Below are 22,548 nucleotides of genomic sequence, written 5' to 3' on the forward strand. Positions count from 1 at the left end.
AGCAGCCTGAAGGTTTGAACTCTTCAGCCAGGGTAGTTCGGATAAAATCAATCAAGATGCATAGTCAGAAATTCTGACAAAGCTGCTGGATAACAGTGATATATCTTCGACACAAATGAATACGATCTCCTCATTGATGCGGCAGATTGAGCAGCTAGGGGCTGCGCGCTCACTGCGCCAACACATTGCTAAAGTGCACAAGGGCTGTAGCAAAGCAGATACCGATCGCGCTGGCGGGCCTCTCCTGAGCCGTTTGTCGCGCCCGAAATGGATTCTTCCCGAGACTTTTACTACTAGATTTACAAGTAAAACCTCCAAATCAACCCTCAAAAATCAAGCTCGTTCCCCTATGTTGGCGCTGGTCGCGGTAGTTTCTCTAAGTAGCACTCTGGGCCATCGCTTTTACAACCAGCCGAAACTCGATGTGGGGACGAAAGCTCCTCAGACGATTAAGGCTCCTGATACTGCTAATGTCGCGGATTACAAAACTACGGAAGAACAGCGCAAAGCAGCGCGGATAGGGGCTGTAGCGATATTAATGCTAGATCCTGCGGTCGATCGACAAATTTATCAAGAATTGCAACAATTTTTGCAGCAGGGAAGTGAGCTGCGGGAGGCGGTAGGCCTGTTTCCGTTTGCCAGTCCCTCAGTGCTCTCAAATGCTGCTCAGGTTTACTTGCGGGGCTGTCCCGAGTGGGAGTGGCGATCGATTTTGGCGCAAGCCGGGGACAAAAGTGCAAGTTCCGAGCGATTGAGTTTGAGTTCCCCTGCAGTTGCTGGGCAGACGGAGAACAAGTCTCGGCAAGATGCTATCGCTCAACTGCAAGCTTATAGCCGATCGGCCCGGGAACAAGACTTTCAACGCCTGACAGACAGTATTTCCTCTGCTCGTCAGCGCTATCTTAATGCTGTCGAGGCGCTGGGAAAACCTTCGGTTTCAGAGTTCCCACAGATTTACGATACTTCGTTGTTTGATTTGTCGGATGCAGCTTGGCAGAAAACCCAAACCGGCATGAGTCGGGCGGCAAAAAGGATGGTGGCTCAAGGTATCCCGCAGGGCTTGCCAAAAGACATTTTGAAAGAAGCTGTGAAGCTGCAAGTGGCTGATGAAGTGCCGTTAGAGTCTCAATCTTTGGCGGTGGAGGGTTTAACAGCGATTTTGCAGCCAAATCTGGTGAGAGATCGCGAGGAAACCAAACAGCTAGCTGAATTAGCGGCGCAAAAGGTGAAACCGGTGATGATCGCAGTAGATCAGGGCGAGATAATTGTTGCACAAGGACAAGAGATCTCGCAGCAAGATTTCCTGTTGCTGGACTATTTTGGTTTAAGCCGGCGGGGGGTGAATTGGCTGGGGCTGACGGGCTTTGTTTGTTTAGTGGCGGGGGCAATAGCGATCGTACTGCTGGTGGAAAGGCACTACCGCTTGCGTCGCAGAGATCATTTGCTATTGCTTCTGCTGACTTTGAGCGCGCCGGTGCTGGTTAGTTTGGGTCTGCCTTGGACGAGTTTACCCGCGATCGGGATTTTAGCAGGCGGCTTCTACGGTTCGGCGGTGGGAGTCACTGTGGTGGGGCTGCTGTCGGCGCTCCTGCCCGTTGGCTTAAATGTGGAGTTGATTCATTTGGTGGCTAGCGGGGCGGGGGGATTGCTGGGCGCTTTTATGGCCGGGCGGCTGCGATCGCGCGAAGAATTGGCTCTTTTGGGCTTGGCTGTCGGCTTGACTCAGGGTACGGTTTATCTGGTGGGAACTTTGATTGCCAGCGCGGCTGCCGGTGCGATTTGGTACGTCGTGCTCGGTACGGTGGGCGCGCAAAGTTTAGCCGGTTTGGCTTGGAGCGTTGTGGCGATCGGTATCAGCCCTTATTTGGAACACGTTTTTGACTTGATTACGCCGATCCGACTGGCGGAACTTGCCAATCCCAACCGCCCGCTGTTGAAGAAGTTGGCTGCCGAGGCTCCGGGCACTTTTCAGCACACGCTGTTTGTGGCGAGTTTGGCGGAGGCTGCTGCGCGGGAGCTCGGCTGCAATGTTGAGTTGGTCAGAACTGGCACACTATACCACGATATTGGAAAAATGCACGACCCCCTCGGATTTTGTGAAAATCAAATGGGCGGGACCAACAAACACGATGAAATAAATGACCCTTGGGCGAGCGCGGAGATTATTAAAAAGCACGTTACCGAGGGGTTGGTGATGGCGCGGAAGCATCGATTGCCGAAGGCGATTCAGGCGTTTATTCCCGAACACCAAGGTACAATGTTAATTGCTTATTTCTACCACCAAGCGCAGCAAATTGCCGCAAAAGAAATAGAAGATTTAAAGAGGGCTTTGCCAGATGCGGATAATTCAAAGTTAATGATCGCCAGTCGGGAAGTAAGGGAGGAGGATTTTCGCTACGATGGGCCGATTCCGCAGTCGCGGGAAACGGGAATTCTGATGCTGGCGGATTCTTGCGAGGCTGCTTTGCGATCGCTCAAGGATGCTACTCATGAAGAGGCTTTGAATATGGTTAATAAGATTTTGAGAGCTCGCTGGCAGGATAATCAGTTGATTGATTCGGATTTAACGCGAGAGGATATGTCTCTAATTGCCGAGATTTTTGTGCGGGTTTGGGAACAGTTCAATCACAAGCGCATTGCTTACCCCAGTGCAGTTTTCACTCCCAGGTAGGAGGAAATTTTTAGTTATGAAAAATCAGTTCGCATTTCAGTTGTGAATCAGATTTTATTGCGATTTGCCCGGTAAAGCCCCATGCACTTCAGGATTGTGGCTGACAATTACCACAGTTTGTTTGATTCCTCAAAATTCCGAAGAGTCGATATCTCTTTCGCCAGCTAAGTGCGATCGCAATTTTTGCCAGTCTTCGGCATCGATCGCATTTGCAAAAGCGATGATATCTACAACCCGAGCGCGGTCAACAATCCAGCGGATTTCTTGCCGTTCCTCCATCAAAAATAACTTTGGTTAGTTGTGAATTCAAAAGATTTTAATTTTTAACCGCAGATGAACGCGGATAAACGCCGATTTTTTGTGTTGATTCTATCCTTTGACTCCCGCCGCAGTTTCTGTTGGTACAATATATTTTTGCAATAGCAAAAATACTACCAAAACTGGAACAATAGAAATAATAGAACCCGCCGCAACTAAACGCCAATCTAAAGAAAATGTCCCGGCTAAATTGGCTACCCCTAAAGGTAAAGTGTAATATTCCGGCCTGTCTAAAACTAGCAGCGGCCACAGAAAGTCGCTCCAAGAACCGATAAATACGAAAATTCCTAGAGTGACTAAAGCTGGCTTAATTGCCGGAATCATGACGTGCCACCAAATGCCTAATTCACTGCAGCCGTCGATGCGGGCGGCTTCTTCTAGTTCTTTGGGAACTGCTAGGAATGCTTGTCGTAATAAAAATATGCCGAAGGCTGAGGCTAGTCCGGGAAAGATTACGCCTAAATAGCTATTTTTTAGTCCGAGTTGTACTGTCAATATGTATAGGGGAATCATGACTATTTGGAAAGGAATCATGATTGTGGAAACGATCGTGATTAAGATGGCTTCGCGGCCGCGAAATTTGAGTCTGGCTAAGGGGTAAGCGGCGAGGGCGCAAAAGAGGACGTTGATGCTAACTGTGAGGCAGGCAATTAGGGTGCTGTTGAACAGGTAGCGGCCGAAGGGGTTGGTTTGCCAAACTTTGATGAAGTTTTCGAGGGTTGGCTGTTGCGGCCACAGTTGCGGGGGAAATTGAAAGATGTTTTCGTTGGCGGATTTGAGGGAGGTACTGAGCAGCCACAGCAAGGGAAACAGCATTAAAAGTGCGATCGCGCTCATGATGCTGTACGTGCACAGGGTACTCCACCGCGAGGGAGTGTTGTTTGGGGAATTTGGTTTTTTAGTTTTGAGATTGTTCATTGTTGGGATATGATAATAAGTCCTTGCTTCGTGAGAAGCCTTGTTGTCCATAAGGGGATTATTGCCATGAAACCGTTTATTTACGAAACTATGTACATTCTGCGCCCTGATTTGGGTGAAGAAATGACAGACCAGGCGATCGCTAAATATCAAACTATTTTGCGCGATCAAGGTGCTGAAAACATCGAAACTCAGCACCGTGGCAAGCGCCGTTTGGCTTACGAAATCGGCAAGCACCGGGATGGAGTATACGTTCAAATGAACTATACAGCTCCGGGCGCTGCAATTTTTACCCTAGAGCGCGCGATGCGTCTGAGCGAAGAAGTGATTCGCTATTTGACAATCAAGCAAGATGTGCCAGATGCACCTGAAGCGGAAGCTGAAGCTGAAGTCGCCGAGTAGCATTCGTGTCAACTTAACGTCTTATGTAGTCCCAGTCTACTGTTTGACGATTAGGGCCGCTTATTCCCCGGCACGCCTTTATTAAGGGCTACCCCGTACACACAACTTGAAAAACTAACGTCAGAGCCTTTCGCTCCCCCTGGCATCCTCCTGAAAAAGAGGCTAGGGGGAGCTCTGTAATTGTGGGTACAGCATCGTTTCTTAAGGGCGGGACTTGAAGTTAATTGAAATTATAAGTAGGCAAGCGGGATTAAAGCAAGCTATGTAACAATATGTAAACAGGGCTAACTTAGCCACGCTTAGGGCATATGGATACTTTACCATCCTTAATATAATTGTGTTTGACAGCGCCTACCTACTTACTAGATTGAGAAAATTACGAAAGTCCTTTAATATTTAAACAGTGAGAATTAAATGCTATCTAAAAAACTTCATGATTAGAAAAACCGTTCATAGGTTCATCACGTTAGTATTAGCAGGATTTCTCTTAGCGATTAGTGGCGACTGCGGGATATCGCGAACTTTAGCACAAATCCATCCTCATGTTTTTTATGTTTCACCAAATGGTAGTGATACAAATAATGGTTCACTTGAGCATCCTTGGTCAACAATTAATCATGCAGCGTCGGTATTAAAAGCGGGTGAAACAGTTTATATTCGGGCGGGAACTTATCGCCTCACTGAACAAATTATAGCTAAAAATTCAGGAACAGAAAAGGCTTGGATTACTTATCGAGCCTATCCTGAAGAACGAGTTATTATTGAGGCGGATGCGGTTAAAGTAGAGCCTCCCTCTGCTAAGAAATCCCCTCACCCTCACGATCAAGGTGCATTTTTGTTACAAAATGTTAGTTATATTAAAGTAGAAAATTTAGAAGTTATTAATTCTCATAATTCTGGGATTACAGTTAGAAATAGCCATTTTATTAACCTTTATAATAATAAAACAGAAAATACGTTTTCCCCAGGTATTGGTGTTTGGTGGGGTGATCACTATAAAGTAATGGGAAATACGGTTATTAATGCAAACGACCTGAAGATGGCTGACTTTTTAAATGATTTTTCAGAAGCTCCCCATGAAGCAATTTCAATCGGCGGGGTTGAAAATTTTGAAGTTGCTTATAACTTAGTTAAGGATGGGAAAAAAGAAGGGATTGATGTTAAAGAAAAGAGTAAATATGGAACCGTCCATCATAACTATATTCACCGCATGGCACGACAAGGATTATATGTGGATAGTTGGTTTGGAGTCTTAGAAGATGTTGAGGTCTTTAATAATGTTATTCATGATTGTAATGGGGCAGGGTTTGCTTTATCAGTAGAAGGAGGTTCAGAAGCAAAAAATATTAGATTTCACCATAACTTAATTTATGATAACTGGGGAACCGGAATTCTCTTTGCCCGATGGGGAAATGATGGGTTACGGCATAATATTAAAATTTATAATAATACGGTTCATCATAATGGTTATGGTAAACCGAACCCAGGAGATAGCTTTTTTTGGATTACTGGAGGGTTATATTTATTTTCTGATAATCTTCAAAATGTTGAAATCAAGAATAATATTTTTAGCCAGAATAGGGGATTTCAAATCGGTTATAGCGAGCGCTATTTGGCGGCTAACTCTGACATCGAAAAGACTTTTCGTCAAAAAGATATTGAGATTAGCCAGAACTTAATCTTTGGAGAAAATAACACCACCCGTCCGATTTATGCTGGATGGCTTCCTGATAACTATGCTAATATCTATGGAACGAATGGAACTGCTGCAGTCAGAGAAGAACCTCAATTTGTTAATCCTGAAGAAGGGAATTTTTACTTAAAATCTCCGGTCAGTAACCCAACCCCATTAACTGCTAATTCTCAAACATCTCAGATGAGAGTTGGAGCTTTTCCCAATGGAGAAAAACCCCATTTTTGGTGGCAGGGTAAGTTCCCACCTCAATTTTCTGATTGACGCCAATCAACCCTTCATTAAAATAAGTTGGGTCTGTAATAATTAATTGTTAATAGTTGTATTAACTACCTAAACAAAATTAATTACACAACTCAATAATAATGATTTAAGTAGGTAAGCGGGATTAAACCGAGCTATGTAACAATCTGTAAGCAGGGCTACATTAGCCACGCTTAGGGATAAGGATACTTTATAATCCTTAACATAATTGTGTTTAACAGCACCTACCTACTTAGCTACTTATTAAGTTTACTGTTAACTAAGGCAAACTCGCCTCCATTTAGAGGCAAAATTCTGCATCTATAACTCTGAACCAAACTATAAAGTTATTTTAGCCGCTAGCAATTAGGTAGCCACTAAAATGTGGCTCTTAGAAGATGAATATTGTCAAATTTTGCCAACGGCTGCTTCAGGTTGGGCCTGAATCAATCAGCCAAAGCTCGATCGCACTCCCCGCAACCTCGATCGAGATTCTCGCCCCATAGCCCAATTGTAAAGTTTTGTGACAATTTTAATTTGGTAGCTTTAGATACAGAATTGTCTGTTATAGTGATAGAAGAGAAGAAAAAACAAGCTCAACATTAATCTAAAGAATACGGAGGAACCGCATATGTCTACTGAAAATCAAGCTCGCTCTCTGATGATGCGCCACCACCAACTGGTGAAGAACCGCCAGCAATCCATGCTCAACCGCACCGCCACCGAAGTCGGGATGGAAGATACGCACTACTGGGGTCACATTCAAGGCAAACCGCAGCCCAGCTTTCAAGCCAGTTACGATCGCAGCAACGCCACTATGAGCTAGGGCCAGCTCAATTTCGACAATTGTCTACGAAGTTATTACCTATAATTTGGAGAAATCAGTTATGTCAACTCAAGAACAAGCCCGCAACCTGATGATGCGCCATCAACACGTAGTCAAAAACCGTCAGGAATCCATGCTGAGCCGTGTGGCTGCTGAAGTGGGTTTAGATGCTGGTTCTCCAGCGAATATTGAGCGCAAATAACTCCTTTTTTCAACAGCGAGATAGTTGAATCGAGTTTGTTGTTTGCCAGCTAAAAATTAATAATGTCAATTACAAAACCGTCGCGACTTCTTCTTGAGTTCTAACTCTAGATTGAAAGCCGCGATTAGTTTTATGGGGAATTGGGAATTGGTAATATCTCGATCACGCTGCTGGTAGTGAGAGGAGTTAGAGAGTTGGATAGCCTCAAACCTATACATCACAAACAATAAAAGACGTTTGTGCCGAGAAACTTGATATAATCCCCTTTCAGCAGATTGAAGGCTACTAGGGAGGTCATCATGGCGGACTGGAAAGAAATTGGCGGCGGAGTTACAGCACCCAGAGGGTATCGAGCCTCGGGAATTACAGCGGGCTTGAAGCCTTCAGGCTTGCCGGATTTAAGTTTAATTTTGTCAGAGGTGGACGCGATCGCCGCCGGAGTCTTCACCACATCGACTGTCCGGGCCGCTTGCGTGGACTACTGCCGCCAGCGTTTGCAAGCTAAACCCAGCGCCAAAGCAATTTTGTGCAATGCGGGACAAGCTAATGCTGCTACTGGCGAACAAGGTTTGGCAGATGCCCTCGAAAGTGCCAACTTGTTAGGACAAGCGCTGAATATTCCTCCAGAATCTATTCTTTTGGCCTCCACTGGCGTCATCGGACAGCGGATAAAAATGGAGCCGCTGAGGGCGGGAATTCCCCGATTAGTTGCTGAGGCATCGGAAACTGGTTCCGATGCGGCGGCTAAGGCTATTTGTACGACTGATTTAGTGCCGAAAACGATCGCCCTGGAAACCATGTTTGGCGATCGACCCGTGCGTATCGGCGGGATTTGCAAAGGTTCGGGAATGATTCACCCGAATATGGCAACAATGCTAGCATTTGTAACTTGCGATGCAGCAGTGTCATCGCATTTGTGGCAAGAAATGCTGAGTCGGGCCGCTAACAGAAGTTTCAATCAAATTACTGTGGACGGCGATACCAGTACCAACGATTCGCTAATTGCTTTGGCAAACGGTCAATCCCGCACACCAGCAATTACGGAAATGGGGGCAGATGCTGAAAAATTAGAGGCGATGCTGACAGAAGTTTGCGTACATTTAGCAAAGGCGATCGCCCGTGACGGCGAAGGTGCAACTTGTTTGGTAGAAGTGCAAGTTAGTGGCGCGCTAGATGAAGTTTCTGCGAGTAAAATTGCCAAAACAATTGTCGGTTCTTCTTTGGTGAAAGCTGCTATTTTCGGACGCGATCCGAATTGGGGCAGAATTGCGGCGGCGGCTGGGCGCGCTGGTGTACCTTTCGAGCAAGAGAATTTGCGGATTCAATTGGGGGATTTTTTGATGATGGAAAACGGACAACCTAAAGAGTTCGATCGCGCTGCTGCAAGTAATTATATGAAAGCGGCTGCCGAGGGGGAATATTTGAAGGCTGATACGGTTTTAATTCAGGTTAGTGTCGGGAATGGCAGCGGTTTTGCGAAAGCTTGGGGATGCGATTTGAGTTACGACTACGTGAAGATTAATGCCGAGTATACGACTTAAATAAGTCCGGGCGGTTAGAAGTCCTGGTGGTTAGAAACCGGGGCTACACAAACAAAAGCCGATGAGAGAAAGTTGAAGGCAAATTTCACACAATTTAAACTAAAATTCCCCCTAGTGGGGGAAATTAAAAAATCTCAAACCTTTACTCACCGAGTTAATCTCAGCTTTTTTGCTCCTCATTTTAAAATCGCTAAAGCCCTTACAGAGATCAGCTTTTTATGATTTTAACAAAAGAGCGCTAAAAATCTTATTCAGACTAAGTTTCAAGACTTTTTAAGCTTATTATTAATAAGTCTAATATAAAGTTTGAAAACACGCCCTAACCAAAACTATCGGAGACAAACACATAGCCACCACCATACCCGACAGCATTATCCACTAATATTAAGCCGTCATTGCTCTGCGGATCGCCACTCTGAGCAAGTCCATAATTCACCACGCGCAACAACCGCTGCGGCGTAAACGATTCTAATTCCACAAAATTGCCTGTATCCAGCCACGCTAGTTCTTCTGCTGTTAAACCTTGCCTTACAGCGTCGGGTAATTGACGGGCGGTTTGTGCCATTGTTTGAGATTGCTGTACAAACATATCACGGGTTGCTAAGATTTGACGGGGAGAAATTCCCAAATCCAAAATCGTGACGGCTTGATTGGCAAACCAGTTTGGACTGGTTTGTAATTGATGTACTAAACTAACTCCAGCAGGGTTCGCATCGTGCAGCGCATAGACTTTTAAATCGGCATTGCGTCGCAGCATTTCGATGACGGTGTTGAAGATGCTTTGGGGATAGCCACTAATACTAAGAATGGCGCAGTTGTTCTCAAAATGGACGTTGTTGGCAATTAGGAATTGAGCTATTTCGTCACTGTCACAGATAATTGCGCGATCGAAGCTGTAGACGCTGACTTCGCGATCGATGGTGGCGGGCAAAGCTTCTTGGCGAGGTGCAGGGAGCAGTTTTTCTAATGTGCCGTTCACCCTTTGCCAGTCTTGCAGCCATTTATCGCTTTGCGCTTGATTAACGATAAATATTTCACCCGTTATCTGTGGGCGTTTTTTTTGTGAAAGGCCCAGCCAGTAGGAAAATAGCCCTAGTGTAATTGCTACGATATATCCGGGAAAATAATTAAATATCAAACTTCCTGAAATGCCCATCACTAAAATAATTACCCCTAAAATCTGGAGGTTTTTAGCATTAGTTCTTCTGTGGCGACTACCTTGTTCAGGAGATTTGCTGTAGTGGTAAAATAGCCATATCCACATTAAATTGTAGAGAGCGAAGGGAATAATTAATGCAAATTCTGAGGGGAAAATAGTAAGAGCGAAGGGAATGCCGAAGGTTCCCGCAAATATAATAAAAAAGAAGTAGAAAAAAATCCAACTGGTTTGGGGGGCGCGAGATTTAAGCTTTTGGTCAATAAAATACAAAAACTGTTTGTGCGTAAAAAACAACATATTTTGGCTCGAAATATTTTCGATCGCCTTTTGGAAAAAGGGATCGGTGAATGCCAACTTTTGATCAGTGACGGTAGTGGGTTCAAACACAAACGGATGGTTGCACCGTTTACAGCGACCTGAGTTGGTGGTACGATCACTCAACATATTGTCGGTATTACACTGGACGCATTTCATTCCCATTTCGGTTACTCCTGATAGATTTAATGGATTTATATCGTTGACGGTTGTTTTGGAATGGTTTTACCGCAGAGGCCGCAGAGGGCGCAGAGGAAGAGAAGAGAGATAATAAGTAGAAGGAAGAAAGAAGAAACTATGCCCAATGCCCAATGGCCAATGCCCAATGCCCTCTTAAAAGATTTGCCCGTTTAACAAAATGGAATAGTCTTCTCGCTGTCGAATTAATCGATCGCCCTTAGCATCAATCAACACCTCAGCAGGGCGGGGGCGGTGCAGAAAATGCGACGACATCGCATAGCCGTAAGCCCCGCTATCCAAAATGGCGATCGCATCTCCAATTTTGAGTTTCGGTAGCCAACAGTTGCGCCCCAAATAATCCCGCGAATAAGTCGTGTTGCCGCAAATATCCGTTTCATGTCGCGATACATCGTCGGTTTCCCAAGTTGCGATCGCCCGATAGCCCCCGTGCACCGCAGGCACCGATAGATTTGATACAGTCGTATCCACACCGACAATTTGCCGATTGCCCAACCACTTCACCGACACAACTTTCGCAAGCAAAACGCCACAACCTGCGATCGCCGATCGTCCCGGTTCAATCACCAATTCGATCGGCCGAGATAGCGCACTCAATCGTTCAGTAATCGCCACACCAAACTCCCGCCAGTCAAACACTGCACCGCCTCGATAGGGATAGCCAAAACCGCCGCCAAAATCGAGGGTTTTCCAATCGGGTAACTGTTGGGCGATCGCAATTAGCCGATCGATCGCCTGCGTAAAAGCACTCGTGGCGTTCGTTCCTGTCCCCCGATAAAAATGCAATCCAGTAATCCTCAACCCCTGCTGCTGCGCGATTTCGTTGGCTTTCTCGAATTCGGTGGGACGCACTCCAATCCGACTGTCTCCCGTCAATTCCGGTGAGTTGAGGCGCAGTCCGATTTCGGCACGGATCGATCGCGGTTGACTGCGCGAATATTCGCAAAAATCCTGGAGTTGCGACAGACTATCGAAATTGAATCGATCGATCTTCCATTCAATCAATTGCTGAATATCCGCCCTGTTGAGGTTACTGCCGGTGTAGACAATGCGATCGCTCGTAAAACCCGCTTTCAGTCCCAAAAAAACATCCCCTGGTGTATTCGCGTGTAGCCCCCAACCAGCTTGCTGAATCAATTGCAACAGAGCAATATTGCCGTTGGTGACGGCGGCAAAGTGAAACTGAACGTGGGGATAGTCGATCGATCGCGTAATATGCTCAAGAGTCTGACTGAGGATCTCGGCCTGATACACATATAAGGGCGAACCATAAGTTGACAAAAGTCGCTTGGCTAATGCTTCCGAGAACGGCGGCGAATGTATTTTGGTTTCATTCTGTAACAAAGATTCTGTCATATTACATCCGTTAGTATAGGAATTGTAAAATCGATTCAACAATTAATAATCACGAATTGTGCAACCAAAATTGATCTAATTCATCTGCGTTAATCTGTGTTGATCGGCCCTCATCTGCGGTTGAAAAAAGAGAATTTATGAACCGCAGATGACAAGAGATAGACGCAGATTCACCCAGATGAAAACAAGAGAGATATGAAGAATACCGATGCAGCGCGAATTTGAGATGAGCTCATTCTAGCCTCCTGCGATATTTCCAAATGCGCTGCCCGATCGCCGGTGGCAACCAAAACACATGATCGAGCGATCGCTTAACCGGAATTTCGCCTAAAACCTCGGTTCGCCATGCCTGCCACATCAGCAGCAGCCAGAGATTATTGCCAATATAGCGATCGCGCATAGCAACTCCGAGTTGTCCCGATAACATCGCGTCGGGCAAATAAGGTTGCCAGCAATTTTGCGATCGCAACAGATTCGGATTCAGCCGATCGCCGATCGCAGCCCAAAACTCCCGGTAATACCAAACCTTCAGCGGCACACCCATCCCGCGCTTTTCCCGCCAGACAATTTCCGGCGGCAGCCAGCGTTCGGCAGCTTTTTTGAGGATGTATTTTTCGCACGCACCTTGCAGCAGCAGCTCGCCAGGGAGTTGAAACGTCCACTCCGTGAGGTCGGGGTCGCAGAAGGGCGATCGCACCCACAAACCGCAAGCAAACCCCAATGCCGTTGCCCTCGGCTGAATATTTTGGGCACCTTTGAGCATCAGCGAAGCGCGCCGTAGCCTCGCTAGCAGGGAAGGACAGGTTTCGGGATCGATCGCGTCTTGCAGGTAAACACTCAAATCGTGAGACTGGATGCGATCGAGCATTGCTGGCGAAAAAATCTGTTTTTCATAACCGTAAAATCGCTGAAACGTCCGCAAATACTGCTGTTCAAAAGTTTCTCCTCCCGCGGGATGTTCCGCACTGTAAACTCCGTTTGCAATCAAAGGCTTGTTCGTCCATCCAGCAAATAGCTGATCGCCATTCTCGCCATTGAATACAACTCGCACGTCTTGCGCCGCCGCCTGTTTGAGCAAAAACAGCGCGGCTGTTGTGCCATCTCCATAGGGTAAATCGAGGGCTTTGGCGGTTGGCCCGATCGCCCGCAATACTGCATCGCCCGTCGCCGTCACTCGGATCAGCGGAATCTGGAAAAAGTCCGCCACCTGTTGGGCGTAGGGCAGTTCGGAATAGGCTTCGACACCAAAATCGAGGGCATAGGCGCGCACCTGCAAGCCTGCTTTCACTAGCAGCGCCGTGACCAGGGAAGAATCGATGCCACCGGAGAGTAAAACGCCTACTGGTTCGTCGATCGGCAAATCGGCCACTTGTCGATCGATCGCCTGTTGCAACAGCCCTTGCAATTGTGCGATCGCCTCATCCTCACGGCGCAGTAATTGGGGCGCTTCTTGCCAAGCGGATTGCAGCGATTCCATACAGGATAGCTTCGCCGCGCGTACTTTCGGCAGATTGTTAACATCGGCGATTTCCCAAACCATCTCGCTTCCGGCTGCTACGGATGCAATTTGCTCGATCGGAGTTAACGGCGCGGGCACGTAGGAAAAGCAAGCATAGCTGTGGAGGGCGATCGGGCTAATTTGAGGGGAAGCAATCAGCGGAAGCAGCAATTGCATCCGCGTCGAAAACCAAATCGTTTCTCCCAACTGCATCCAGTAAAGCGGCACTCGCCCAAACGGATCGCGCCCCAGCCGTAGCTGTTTCGCTTCTACCGCCGCCCAAGCATCTCCCCGTAAATCGGCGGTTGTCTGAAATCGCCCGCAAGCATTCAGCGTCACTGTGTCAGCCGTGAGTACAGATGCAGAGGCGATCGCCCACTCGGATAATTTGCCCTGCCGAATGCAGTAGTCTGGGGCTAAACGGCTGAGCGTTTTTGTGCGCGCGGCGAAGCTATCCCGTAGGGAATCGTCCTCTCCCCAGTAGCCGATAAAATGTGAAGGTTTGTCGATCGCACCCATTAGATGTCTCCAATAATTATTGTGGAAAAGGCATCTTGCCTGTTCAAAACAGGCTTTTTTGGATAAGTCTATTTAGATATCTCCAATAATCATTGTGGAAAAGGCATCTTGCCTGTTCAAAACAGGCTTTTTTGGATAAGTCTATTTATTTCACAGTGAAAGGTTCAGTGCTGATGACGCGCCCATCCAGGGACATCCGAACTTCCCATTTGCCTGGGGCAGCAGCAGATCCGAGATCGTAATAGCAGTGGGTATTCCAAACCGCAGTATCGATCGTGCGAGTTTGATACCTGCCCTGATGAACAATGTCACCGCTGGGATTAATCCAATCGCATTGCAGAGACAACTGATTGCCGATCGGAGCATTTTTCAACGTCACCTGGTAGTAGATGCGGGGGTTGATTTGACGGTTGACTTGAGTAAGGCTGTCACCACCTTTTTTCGATAGCGCAATCCTGTCTTCTCCTCCCACAACTTGAGCAGTTTTTTGTTGCTGATTTTGCCCGAACAGCACCCCTATACCGATCGCAGAAATGACAACGGCTGTCGAGGCGATCGCGATCCAACGGTTGCGTCGCTGCTGTTTTTCTAGGACTTCGCGGCGGCGCATTTGGGCGATCGCATCTTCTAAAAGCTCATCAGGAAGATTCAACTCTCGTAAAATTTCTCTTACCTGAGCGGGCTCCAATTCTAACTCGCGCTGCTGCGATAACTTGTCGATTTCAGCGACTACCTGTGCTAACTGAGTTTGAGTGAGCCGAGTTTCCATAAAGTTCACTATTAGTATCTGTAATGTTCTTTCCCACTATAAAGTTAAATATAGCGCTCGCCTCTCTCTTCTCTAACTCAGCGCCCTCTGCGGTTAAATTACTCATATTATTCAATAAACAGCTCTCTAAGTCAATTCATAAAAATCATAACCTTAACCTCATAAAATTCATATTTATAGTGCTGGACGCATGGGATCTCATGCAAAACCGGGTTTTTTACGAAAAGACGCGTTGCCACGCGCCGATTAGGTAAAAAACCCGGTTTCTTTGTGGGAGTGTGTCCAGGACTGACTTATTATATAAAATCCAGACTAGGAAACTCTTCTACTTTTTGGAAATCAGTTAAATTCAACTTTCTTGAATCTATTTTTTCCTGGTGGCGATTCAACCAAATTGCGTTTAATCCCGCATTTTTAGCACCACAATAATCAGCCTTGAAGCTGTCGCCGATATGCAACACCTTGTCGGCAGTCCAGTTGTGCTTTTGCAAAGCTGCGGTGAAAATTTGAGAGTCGGGTTTTGCGGCACCAACCTCGGTAGAAATTGTCACTGATGTGAAATATTCCGCTAAATTTAGTGCTTTTAATACTGGATAAATTCGGGAATCGAAATTCGATACTACTGCTAATTCAATTCCTTGTTGCTGCCACTTATTTAATGCTGGCAATACGTCTGGATACACGAACCAAGGTTCGGCGGTGGCAAAATGAGCGTAGAGTTCCACAAAGAATGTGGGAAAGTCTGAAAATTGGTGGAAAATGCCTGCTATTTGGAATGCTTTTGCGGAAACTGTTTGCCACCACTCAAATTCTAGCTGGGGAATTTTTGCTGCTTCTATCCCTGGAAATGCCATTGGACTTGCTGAAGCAAAGCTGTGGGAAAATGCTGCATTTAACTCTTGACTGTTAACTGTTACTCCAAAACTATTGGCTAATTTTTGGTAAACTTCGCCGACGCTGCCGCGAACGTCAAACAATGTACCGGCGGCATCTAAAAAAATAACTTTAGTCATTAGTCAGTTGTTAGTTGTTGGCGGATTTATCATACCGGAATGATTGGCAATATTGCCCGCAGGTTCAAATCTGCCGCCTAAATATTTTGCTAGGAATTCTTCGGCGATAGCAAAAAAGTGCAGGCGATTTTCTGGTCGCGCAAATCCGTGTCCTTCATCTGTATAAAGCACGTATTCTACAGGTTTGCCGGCTTGCTTCATGGCATTGACAATTTGCTCGCTTTCTGCTAATTTAACTCGCGGGTCGTTAGCGCCTTGGGCGATGAGTAAAGGTTTCTGAATGCGATCGACAAAAGATAAAGGCGAGATCGATTTCAAAAACTCTGGTTCTGTTTCCAAATTGCCCACGCGGTGATACAGACTTGCTTTTCTCGGTTCCCAGTAAGGGGGAATCGTTTGCAGCAGCGTAATCAAATTGCTTGGCCCGACAATATCGACGGCGCAGGCAAAAACATCGGGACTAAAAGTCAATCCCACTAAGGCGGCATAACCGCCGTAAGAACCGCCCATAATCGCAATTTTATCCTGTTGGGCAATTCCTGTTTCTACCAGCCAATTAACCCCATCTAGCAAGTCGTCGTGCATCTTAGCCGCCCATTCGCGATTGCCGGCATTAAGAAAGGCTTTGCCGTAACCGGTGGAACCGCGAAAATTGATTTGCAAAACGCCGTAACCTCGGTTTGCCAGCCATTGGGCTTGTGGATTGTAACCCCAGGTATCGCGTGCCCAGGGGCCACCGTGAACAAGCAAGACTGTCGGTACGGGTGTTGAGACACCCACCGGTTTTGTCAGGTAGCCGTGAATGGTTAAACCATCTCTTGCAGTGTAAGAAATGGGTTCCATTGATGATAGCGGTAGCCCTTCGAGTTTGGGTTGGTTGCTGAATAGAAAGGTGAAAGTTTTGGAAGTGCGCTCGTAGGTATAGTAGTAGACTGGGCCGTCGTCTGTCCTGTAAGCAATTAGCCAAGTAGTGTCGGCGAGGTTGCGACTGGTGATGTCGAATTCGCCGGGACGAAATTTGCCGAGATTCTCAAAATCCTCTGCTATGCTTTGATCTAAAATTTGCCACTCTTGCTTGTCTTTGTAGAAGGAAACTGCTTGAATCTCTCGGTTGGTCGGGTGTATCACAATATCGCCGACATCGTATTCTGGATCAGAGGCGATATCACTTTCTTGTTTGGTTTCCAAGTCTAGTGCGATCGAACGTTTGGCGTTAGCATCGTGATTGCCGATGATGTAAAGAATTTTGCCGTTTTTTGAGAACATGACGGCACCGCCTTCCTCATCGGGCCCCCAGCGTCGCAAGCTTTCCCAAGACTTATCGGCAGTTTCTCGAAATAGCAATTCTGTACTGCCGTCGGCATTTGTGGCTGTCGCCGCCCGCACTTGAAATTGGGCGTCAGCAATCCAAGTCCAACCCATGATGTTACCGGGGTTGTCGGTGTCGAGTTCAACGGCACCGTTTTGCAGGTTGATGCGGTAAACATCGTGTTTGCGGCGATCGCGGATGTTCATTTCCACTAAAATTTCATTAGGGAAGTTGCGGTCAAGGGCGATCGGCTGAGCTCGAACACCTTGAAATGGTGTCAAGTCGCGAACCAGGTTTGACTGGATATTGACTGAGAATAAATGCCATTTTTCATCACCATCAATATCTTGCTGATAAATGAGTTCTTCGCCGCTGTAAGTCCAGTAAAAGATGCGAATGCCTCGTTTTTTATCTGCTGTCAGTTGACGATCGTCTGCTTGACCGACGGTACGCAATTGCACTTGCAAAACGTTGTGTTCATCTGGTGCAATGTAGGCGAGATACTTGCCGTCGGGTGAAAGTTGGGGGCGGGTTTTTTCAGGATTTCCGAACAGAATCTCCCGCTCTATCAACGGTGGAATTTCAGTTTTTGGCTGTTGAAATGTGGAATTTTGCATTTTTTCTCGTGCCTAATATTCTCTGAATCTAGACTCCGACAGAAAAAACCAGGTTTTTACCAAATATGCGCGTAGTAGTGAAGTATTTTCGTGAAAAACCCGGTTTCGGAACCGCCCTCATAAGTTCTACAATCAATAATAAACCGTCAACTGTCAACAGTTAACAGTCTACAATCAACTAACTTTTAAGCAAATCCTGAATCGGTTTACTAATCCAATTGAAACCAACTTTTAGTTGATGGTCAAATGTTGGCATCCGATAGAGATAAGCTAAGCGGCGAGCAATGTGGGCTAGTTGTCCGTCGAGTTTAATTCCTAAACCGGCGAGGGTTGCGTTGTCAATTCCTAATGTCATCATTTCTCCTAGCGGCTGATAGCGGAAAGGAAGTAATGGGCGGCCGGTGAGGGAGGCCCAAATGTTCCAGGCGGTGTAGTCAGCTTGCTGGAAGGCTGTTTGGGCTGTTCCGGGGACTTTTTGACCAGTTGCATCGTAACATTCAGCTAAGTCTCCCAAGGCAAATATATCTGGATGGTCGATAATTTGCATCTGCGGATTGACGATTAATTGACCGCGCTGGTTTTGTTTGAGGGGTAGCGATCGTACTGCTTGACTAACTTGAGTTCCTACTGTCCACAGCACTATGTCTACGGGGAGAACATCTAATTGTCCTTTGTAAAGTAAGGATATTGTGTCTGCTTCGATCGCCTCTACTTCTGTTTCTAAGTCGATCCACACTTTCCGTTTTTCTAAAGCTTGGCTGGCGGCTTCGCGGTTAAACTCCGGTGATGTCCGCAGAATCATGTCGCTTTGCTCAACTAACCGCACGCGACCTTTTTCTCCGAGTCGATCGGCTAATTTACAAGCTAATTCTACTCCCGAATAACCGGCCCCGACGATCGCAACCCTAATTTTGTCGTTGTTGCTGGCTTCTAAAAACCGCAGTCTTTCTTCTAAGCGGTAGGCGTCGTCGAGAGTGCGAAATGAGTAAGCATATTCAACCGCACCCTTGACCATATCTAGAGGGGTTTCGCCGCCTAAAGCTAAAACCAGGCGATCGCACGGAATTTCTGGCCCGTCGTGCAACTGCACTCGCTTTTCCTCAACATCGATGCCGGAGACAGTACCTTGACAAAAGCGCACGCCTGTGTGTTCCAAGAGTTCGGCAAACGGTGGGGCAATTTCCCAGGTTTGGAGTTCGCCGGTCAGGAGTTCGTACAGCAGGGGAACGAACAAAAATCGGTCGCGGCGGTCAACTAGGACAATTTCGGGTTTTTCGGTTTTGGAGAAGGGTAACTGACTCAAGCGCAGGGCTGTGTAGAGTCCGCCGAAGCCTCCGCCGAGAATGCAAATCCGGGGTTGTTGTTGAGTCATGGTGTTTTGTTTGAGGGGCTCACGGTAGCAAGGAAACTTATCTTATTCTAACGAGAGCGGGGAAGGGGGGAGTGGGAGACTGGGAGACTGGGAAAATGGGAAAATCTTCCCTCTTTCCCTCGAACCTGAACATCCATCTGTTGAATCCGTTAAACTCACACCTAGAGCACCATTCTCAATAAGCTTTTTATGAGCGGACTCTTCTGCCCATCCCCATAAGAAAATGCACTTGTTGTGGAACAGGCCGGAAAGCCTGTTCTTGAGTATGGTGCTCTGGGCGTGAGTTAAATCCATTAAATCCGTTAAACAATGCGTTTCCGAACTGTTTTCTATATCTCTAGCCTTGATTAGCTGTACCTATTACCCGCCCTCAAATTTTCTGAAGGTTCGCAGAACTAATTTTGTACTATATTAGTTTATAACGAATTATTTCGCACATTAAATTCACTTTTTATAGGGTCATCTACTCTACCACTTGCCCCCGCACTCACAAGTGAAAAAAAAACCATGCAAATTTCTTCCAATTCTTCTAAATTTAAGAACGGCGATCATAATAACGAAGACGGCTCATCTTTGTTAAAAAGCGAAGAACGATATAAAAATTTAGTAGCTAATATTCCCGGTGCTGTCTACCGCTGTACCTGCGAGTATATGGACGACGGGGAATTAACACGGACAATGGCGTTTTTGAGCGAGGCTGTTCATGAAATATCAGGCTATCCCTCTTCTGATTTTATCAACGATCGCGTCCGTTCTTTTGCCAGCATTATCCATCCTCAAGACCGCAAAAATGTGGATGCTGCTGTCAAAAAAAGTTTAGCAACCAGAACTTCGTACATCCTTGAATACCGGATTGTCCGGGCTGACGGCGAAATTAGCTGGGTTTACGAAAAAGGCAAAGCTGTTTGCTGCGAGGCGGAAGAGGCTAGAGGAAAACAAGAGGAACAAGGGGAAATGGAGGGATTTTTGTCGGCTGTGGTTTCGCCGGTTTCGCCGATCGCAAATTCTCTGTCTGGGGTTGTCTATCTCGACGGAGTGATTTTGGATATTACTGAACGAAAGCGAGCTGAGGAGAACCTGCGAAACACTCAAGATTTTCTGAATGCGGTACTCCAAAATCTGCCGATTAGCGTCTTTATTAAAGATGCTGTAGAGCAAAAATTTATTTATTGGAATACTGCTTGCGAAGAATTGTTTGGCTATTCGAGGGATGAAGTGCTCTTAAACAATGCTGCTGACTTGTTGACCTCAGAGGAAGCAAATTACTTGCAAGCACAAGATTTAGAAGTGCTAGCAACGAGAAAAGGTGTCGATTTGCCAGAAGAAACTATCCAACTTCCCCACCGGGGAAAGCGGATTTTGCACACGAAAAAAGTTCCTTTGTTTGACGATTCGGGCGCGCCTAAGTACATTCTGGGTATTGCTGAAGATATTACGGAAAGAAAAAAAAATGAAACCGAATTGTCGCGGTTGGCTATTGTGGCTCAAAAAACGCAAAATGGTGTGATTATTACTGATGCTCAAGGCTGCATTGAATGGGTAAATGAAGGATTTACTCGGATTAGTGGTTATGTGCTGGCAGAAATGCAGGGAAAAAAACCTGGTGATGTACTGCAAGGCTCTCAAACAGACCCGCTAACTATTGCTCAACTGCGATCGGCTTTGGCTGCAGGCGTGCCGTTTAATCAGGAAATCTACAATTACAAAAAGGATGGAAAGGGTTATTGGGTGGCGCTTTCGATTGCCCCAATTTATGAAGAAACTGGTGAACTCGAAGGTTTTATTGCGGTGCAAACTGATATTACCGATCGCAAGCAAGCAGAGGAAACACTCAGGCAGAGGGAGAATTATTACCGCTGTATTGTCGAGACGGCTTCGGAGGGCGTTTGGATGTTTGACCGCGAAAGCATCACGACTTTTGCTAACTCTCGGATGGCCGAAATGCTGGGGTATACTGTAGAGGAAATGCAGGGGAGATCGCTATTTGAGTTTATAGACTGCGAGTCTAGGAAAATAGCAGAAAGTTACGTGCAGCGCAGGCGGCAAGGCATTCGCGAACGACACGATTTTAAGTTTACTCGCAAAGACGGATCTCACTTGTGGGCGATCGTGTCGGCGACGCCGATGTTCGATGCGGATGGCGAATTTTCGGGGGTGTTGCGGATGATTACCGATATTAGCGATCGCAAACAAGCCGAAGCAGAATTGCGCCAAACTCTCCAAGAATTAGAATTTGAAAAATTTGCCTTAGATCAATCGGCGATAGTCTCGAATACCGACGAATTCGGAGTCATTACCTATGTCAACGATCAATTTTGCGAACAATTTAAATATTTCCGAGAAGAACTGATCGGCAAAACCCACAGACTTGTTAATTCTGGTTATCACCCAGCCGAGTTTTTTAAGCAGCTTTGGTCAACCATCCGCCAGGGAAAGGTTTGGCGGGGAGAAATGAAAAATCAAGCTAAAGACGGTACATTATTCTGGTTGGATACTACGATTGTACCTTGCTTAAATACCAGCGGAGAACCTCATCAATATGTAGCAATTCGCAAAGATATTACCAAGCGCAAACAAGCCGAAGAAGCGGTGCAGCTTTCCGAAAGTCAATTGAGGGCTAAAAATCTAGAATTGGCAAAAGCCCTACGGGACGTGCATAAAACTCAAAGCATGATGGTTCAAAATGAAAAAATGGTAAGTTTGGGGCAATTAGTCGCTGGCGTTGCTCACGAAATCAACAATCCAGTTAGCTTTATTTACGGCAACGTCATGCACGCTGACGATTACTTTAAAGACTTGCTAAAAATGCTGCAACTTTACCAGCAGGAATACCCCAACCCAACACCGGCAATTCAACAAGAGATAGATGATGTAGATTTAAATTTTCTGCTCAAAGATTTGCCGAACCTGTTAAATTCGATGAAAATGGGAGCCGAGCGAATTCGCCAAATTGTGCTGTCATTAAAGAATTTTTCGCGATTAGATGAAGCGGAACAAAAGCAGGTGGATATTCACGAAGGGATTGAAAGCACTTTGTTGATTTTGCAGCACAGGTTGAAAGAAACGGCAGGGCGTCCTAAAATTGTGCTCCTCAAAGAGTTCGGCAATTTGCCCCGCGTACAGTGTTATGCAGGACAGTTGAATCAGGTTTTTATGAATATTATTGGCAATGCAATTGATGCTTTGGAAGAGGCAATGGAGACTGGACACTGGGCAGAGGGACAACTGGCGCCTATTCCTTATTGTCCCTCGCCGACGCTGCGGATTTGTACGGATGTAAAATATGAACAGGATGCTTTGATGCAGGCAGATTCTGCTGTTTCTGATGATTCAAGGCGGCATCCTTCTCATATTGTGATTCGGATTGCTGACAACGGGCCGGGGATTCCGATAGATGTTCACAAAAGGCTGTTCGATCCGTTTTTTACTACGAAAGAACCTGGTAAAGGTACTGGTTTGGGGCTGTCTATCAGCTATCAAATAGTGGTGGAAAAGCACGGCGGGCAGCTTAGATGCGATTCCGCACCGGGTCAAGGCACGGAATTTTCGATCGAGATTCCTGTGGGGAATAGTCAGTAGTTATTTACTACCAAGGCCCAATGTCCAACG

16 protein-coding genes are annotated in these 22,548 nt (G+C 46.4%); 7 read left to right on the forward strand and 9 right to left on the reverse strand.

The window, feature by feature from the left end; all coding sequences use genetic code 11:
* Positions 1–115: 115 nt before the first annotated feature.
* Positions 116–2,671, forward strand: a complete 2,556-nt coding sequence (locus QUA27_RS13740) for an HD family phosphohydrolase (RefSeq protein ID WP_333068564.1) — start codon at positions 116–118, stop codon at positions 2,669–2,671.
* Positions 2,672–2,800: 129 nt separating this feature from the next.
* Here QUA27_RS13740 and QUA27_RS13745 read toward each other — a convergent pair whose 3' ends face one another.
* Together QUA27_RS13745 and QUA27_RS13750 are read right to left on the reverse strand one after the other, a co-directional pair.
* On the reverse strand, positions 2,801–2,953 hold the full coding sequence (locus tag QUA27_RS13745) for a hypothetical protein (protein ID WP_333068565.1): 153 nt from the start codon (positions 2,951–2,953) through the stop codon (positions 2,801–2,803).
* 87 nt (positions 2,954–3,040) lie between these two features.
* On the reverse strand, positions 3,041–3,907 hold the full coding sequence (locus tag QUA27_RS13750; RefSeq protein WP_333068566.1) for a carbohydrate ABC transporter permease: 867 nt from the start codon (positions 3,905–3,907) through the stop codon (positions 3,041–3,043).
* A gap of 66 nt (positions 3,908–3,973) precedes the next feature.
* Here QUA27_RS13750 and rpsF point away from each other — a divergent pair, with 66 nt between their 5' ends.
* From rpsF to argJ, 5 genes are all read left to right on the forward strand, one after another.
* The gene (rpsF, locus tag QUA27_RS13755) at positions 3,974–4,309 is read left to right on the forward strand and encodes a 30S ribosomal protein S6 (protein WP_015176119.1); all 336 of its coding nucleotides are present in this window, start codon (positions 3,974–3,976) and stop codon (positions 4,307–4,309) included.
* A 433-nt stretch (positions 4,310–4,742) separates the two neighbouring features.
* A complete protein-coding gene (locus tag QUA27_RS13760; RefSeq protein WP_333068567.1) occupies positions 4,743–6,266 on the forward strand; it encodes a right-handed parallel beta-helix repeat-containing protein in 1,524 nt (507 codons plus the stop codon).
* 610 nt (positions 6,267–6,876) lie between these two features.
* Positions 6,877–7,071, forward strand: a complete 195-nt coding sequence (gene gifA / locus QUA27_RS13765) for a glutamine synthetase inactivation factor IF7A (RefSeq protein ID WP_006631905.1) — start codon at positions 6,877–6,879, stop codon at positions 7,069–7,071.
* A gap of 61 nt (positions 7,072–7,132) precedes the next feature.
* Positions 7,133–7,273 carry a hypothetical protein gene (locus QUA27_RS13770; protein ID WP_333068643.1) on the forward strand — a complete coding sequence of 47 codons (141 nt, stop codon included), beginning with the start codon at positions 7,133–7,135 and terminating at the stop codon, positions 7,271–7,273.
* 299 nt (positions 7,274–7,572) lie between these two features.
* A complete protein-coding gene (gene argJ / locus QUA27_RS13775) occupies positions 7,573–8,814 on the forward strand; it encodes a bifunctional ornithine acetyltransferase/N-acetylglutamate synthase (protein WP_333068568.1) in 1,242 nt (413 codons plus the stop codon).
* Positions 8,815–9,133: 319 nt separating this feature from the next.
* Here the strand turns inward: argJ and QUA27_RS13780 are convergent, their stop codons facing one another.
* The 7 genes from QUA27_RS13780 to QUA27_RS13810 form a co-directional block, all read right to left on the reverse strand.
* The gene (locus QUA27_RS13780; protein WP_333068569.1) at positions 9,134–10,417 is read right to left on the reverse strand and encodes a toprim domain-containing protein; all 1,284 of its coding nucleotides are present in this window, start codon (positions 10,415–10,417) and stop codon (positions 9,134–9,136) included.
* Positions 10,418–10,621: 204 nt separating this feature from the next.
* Positions 10,622–11,842, reverse strand: coding sequence for a diaminopimelate decarboxylase family protein (locus QUA27_RS13785; RefSeq protein WP_333068570.1), 1,221 nt, complete (start codon positions 11,840–11,842; stop codon positions 10,622–10,624).
* Between the two features lie 232 nt (positions 11,843–12,074).
* Entirely contained in the window at positions 12,075–13,859 is a 1,785-nt protein-coding gene (locus tag QUA27_RS13790; protein WP_333068571.1) for an asparagine synthetase B family protein, read from the reverse strand.
* Between the two features lie 145 nt (positions 13,860–14,004).
* Complete coding sequence (locus QUA27_RS13795) at positions 14,005–14,628, reverse strand: DUF3859 domain-containing protein (protein WP_333068572.1); 624 nt, start codon at positions 14,626–14,628, stop codon at positions 14,005–14,007.
* 296 nt (positions 14,629–14,924) lie between these two features.
* Positions 14,925–15,641, reverse strand: coding sequence for an HAD-IA family hydrolase (locus QUA27_RS13800; protein ID WP_333068573.1), 717 nt, complete (start codon positions 15,639–15,641; stop codon positions 14,925–14,927).
* Positions 15,642–15,644: 3 nt separating this feature from the next.
* The gene (locus tag QUA27_RS13805; protein ID WP_333068574.1) at positions 15,645–17,567 is read right to left on the reverse strand and encodes a S9 family peptidase; all 1,923 of its coding nucleotides are present in this window, start codon (positions 17,565–17,567) and stop codon (positions 15,645–15,647) included.
* A 178-nt stretch (positions 17,568–17,745) separates the two neighbouring features.
* Positions 17,746–18,939, reverse strand: a complete 1,194-nt coding sequence (locus tag QUA27_RS13810; protein ID WP_333068575.1) for an NAD(P)/FAD-dependent oxidoreductase — start codon at positions 18,937–18,939, stop codon at positions 17,746–17,748.
* 507 nt (positions 18,940–19,446) lie between these two features.
* On the opposite strand from QUA27_RS13810, the gene QUA27_RS13815 reads away from it, so the two are divergent.
* The gene (locus QUA27_RS13815) at positions 19,447–22,518 is read left to right on the forward strand and encodes a PAS domain S-box protein (protein WP_333068576.1); all 3,072 of its coding nucleotides are present in this window, start codon (positions 19,447–19,449) and stop codon (positions 22,516–22,518) included.
* Positions 22,519–22,548 lie beyond the last annotated feature (30 nt).

Source organism: Microcoleus harperi Pol14_C6, from assembly GCF_036701295.1.
In the GTDB taxonomy this organism is placed as follows: domain Bacteria; phylum Cyanobacteriota; class Cyanobacteriia; order Cyanobacteriales; family Microcoleaceae; genus Microcoleus.

Excerpts from the sequence above, each read along its gene's own strand:
- QUA27_RS13795 (WP_333068572.1), bottom strand. The coding sequence starts at position 14,628 with ATGGAAACTCGGCTCACTCAAACTCAGTTAGCACAGGTAGTCGCTGAA.
- QUA27_RS13780 (WP_333068569.1), bottom strand. The coding sequence starts at position 10,417 with ATGTTGAGTGATCGTACCACCAACTCAGGTCGCTGTAAACGGTGCAAC.
- QUA27_RS13805 (WP_333068574.1), bottom strand. The coding sequence starts at position 17,567 with ATGCAAAATTCCACATTTCAACAGCCAAAAACTGAAATTCCACCGTTG.
- QUA27_RS13770 (WP_333068643.1), top strand. The coding sequence starts at position 7,133 with ATGTCAACTCAAGAACAAGCCCGCAACCTGATGATGCGCCATCAACAC.
- QUA27_RS13800 (WP_333068573.1), bottom strand. The coding sequence starts at position 15,641 with ATGACTAAAGTTATTTTTTTAGATGCCGCCGGTACATTGTTTGACGTT.
- QUA27_RS13790 (WP_333068571.1), bottom strand. The coding sequence starts at position 13,859 with ATGGGTGCGATCGACAAACCTTCACATTTTATCGGCTACTGGGGAGAG.
- QUA27_RS13785 (WP_333068570.1), bottom strand. The coding sequence starts at position 11,842 with ATGACAGAATCTTTGTTACAGAATGAAACCAAAATACATTCGCCGCCG.
- argJ (WP_333068568.1), top strand. The coding sequence starts at position 7,573 with ATGGCGGACTGGAAAGAAATTGGCGGCGGAGTTACAGCACCCAGAGGG.
- QUA27_RS13750 (WP_333068566.1), bottom strand. The coding sequence starts at position 3,907 with ATGAACAATCTCAAAACTAAAAAACCAAATTCCCCAAACAACACTCCC.
- QUA27_RS13810 (WP_333068575.1), bottom strand. The coding sequence starts at position 18,939 with ATGACTCAACAACAACCCCGGATTTGCATTCTCGGCGGAGGCTTCGGC.
- QUA27_RS13740 (WP_333068564.1), top strand. The coding sequence starts at position 116 with ATGAATACGATCTCCTCATTGATGCGGCAGATTGAGCAGCTAGGGGCT.
- gifA (WP_006631905.1), top strand. The coding sequence starts at position 6,877 with ATGTCTACTGAAAATCAAGCTCGCTCTCTGATGATGCGCCACCACCAA.
- QUA27_RS13815 (WP_333068576.1), top strand. The coding sequence starts at position 19,447 with ATGCAAATTTCTTCCAATTCTTCTAAATTTAAGAACGGCGATCATAAT.
- rpsF (WP_015176119.1), top strand. The coding sequence starts at position 3,974 with ATGAAACCGTTTATTTACGAAACTATGTACATTCTGCGCCCTGATTTG.
- QUA27_RS13760 (WP_333068567.1), top strand. The coding sequence starts at position 4,743 with ATGATTAGAAAAACCGTTCATAGGTTCATCACGTTAGTATTAGCAGGA.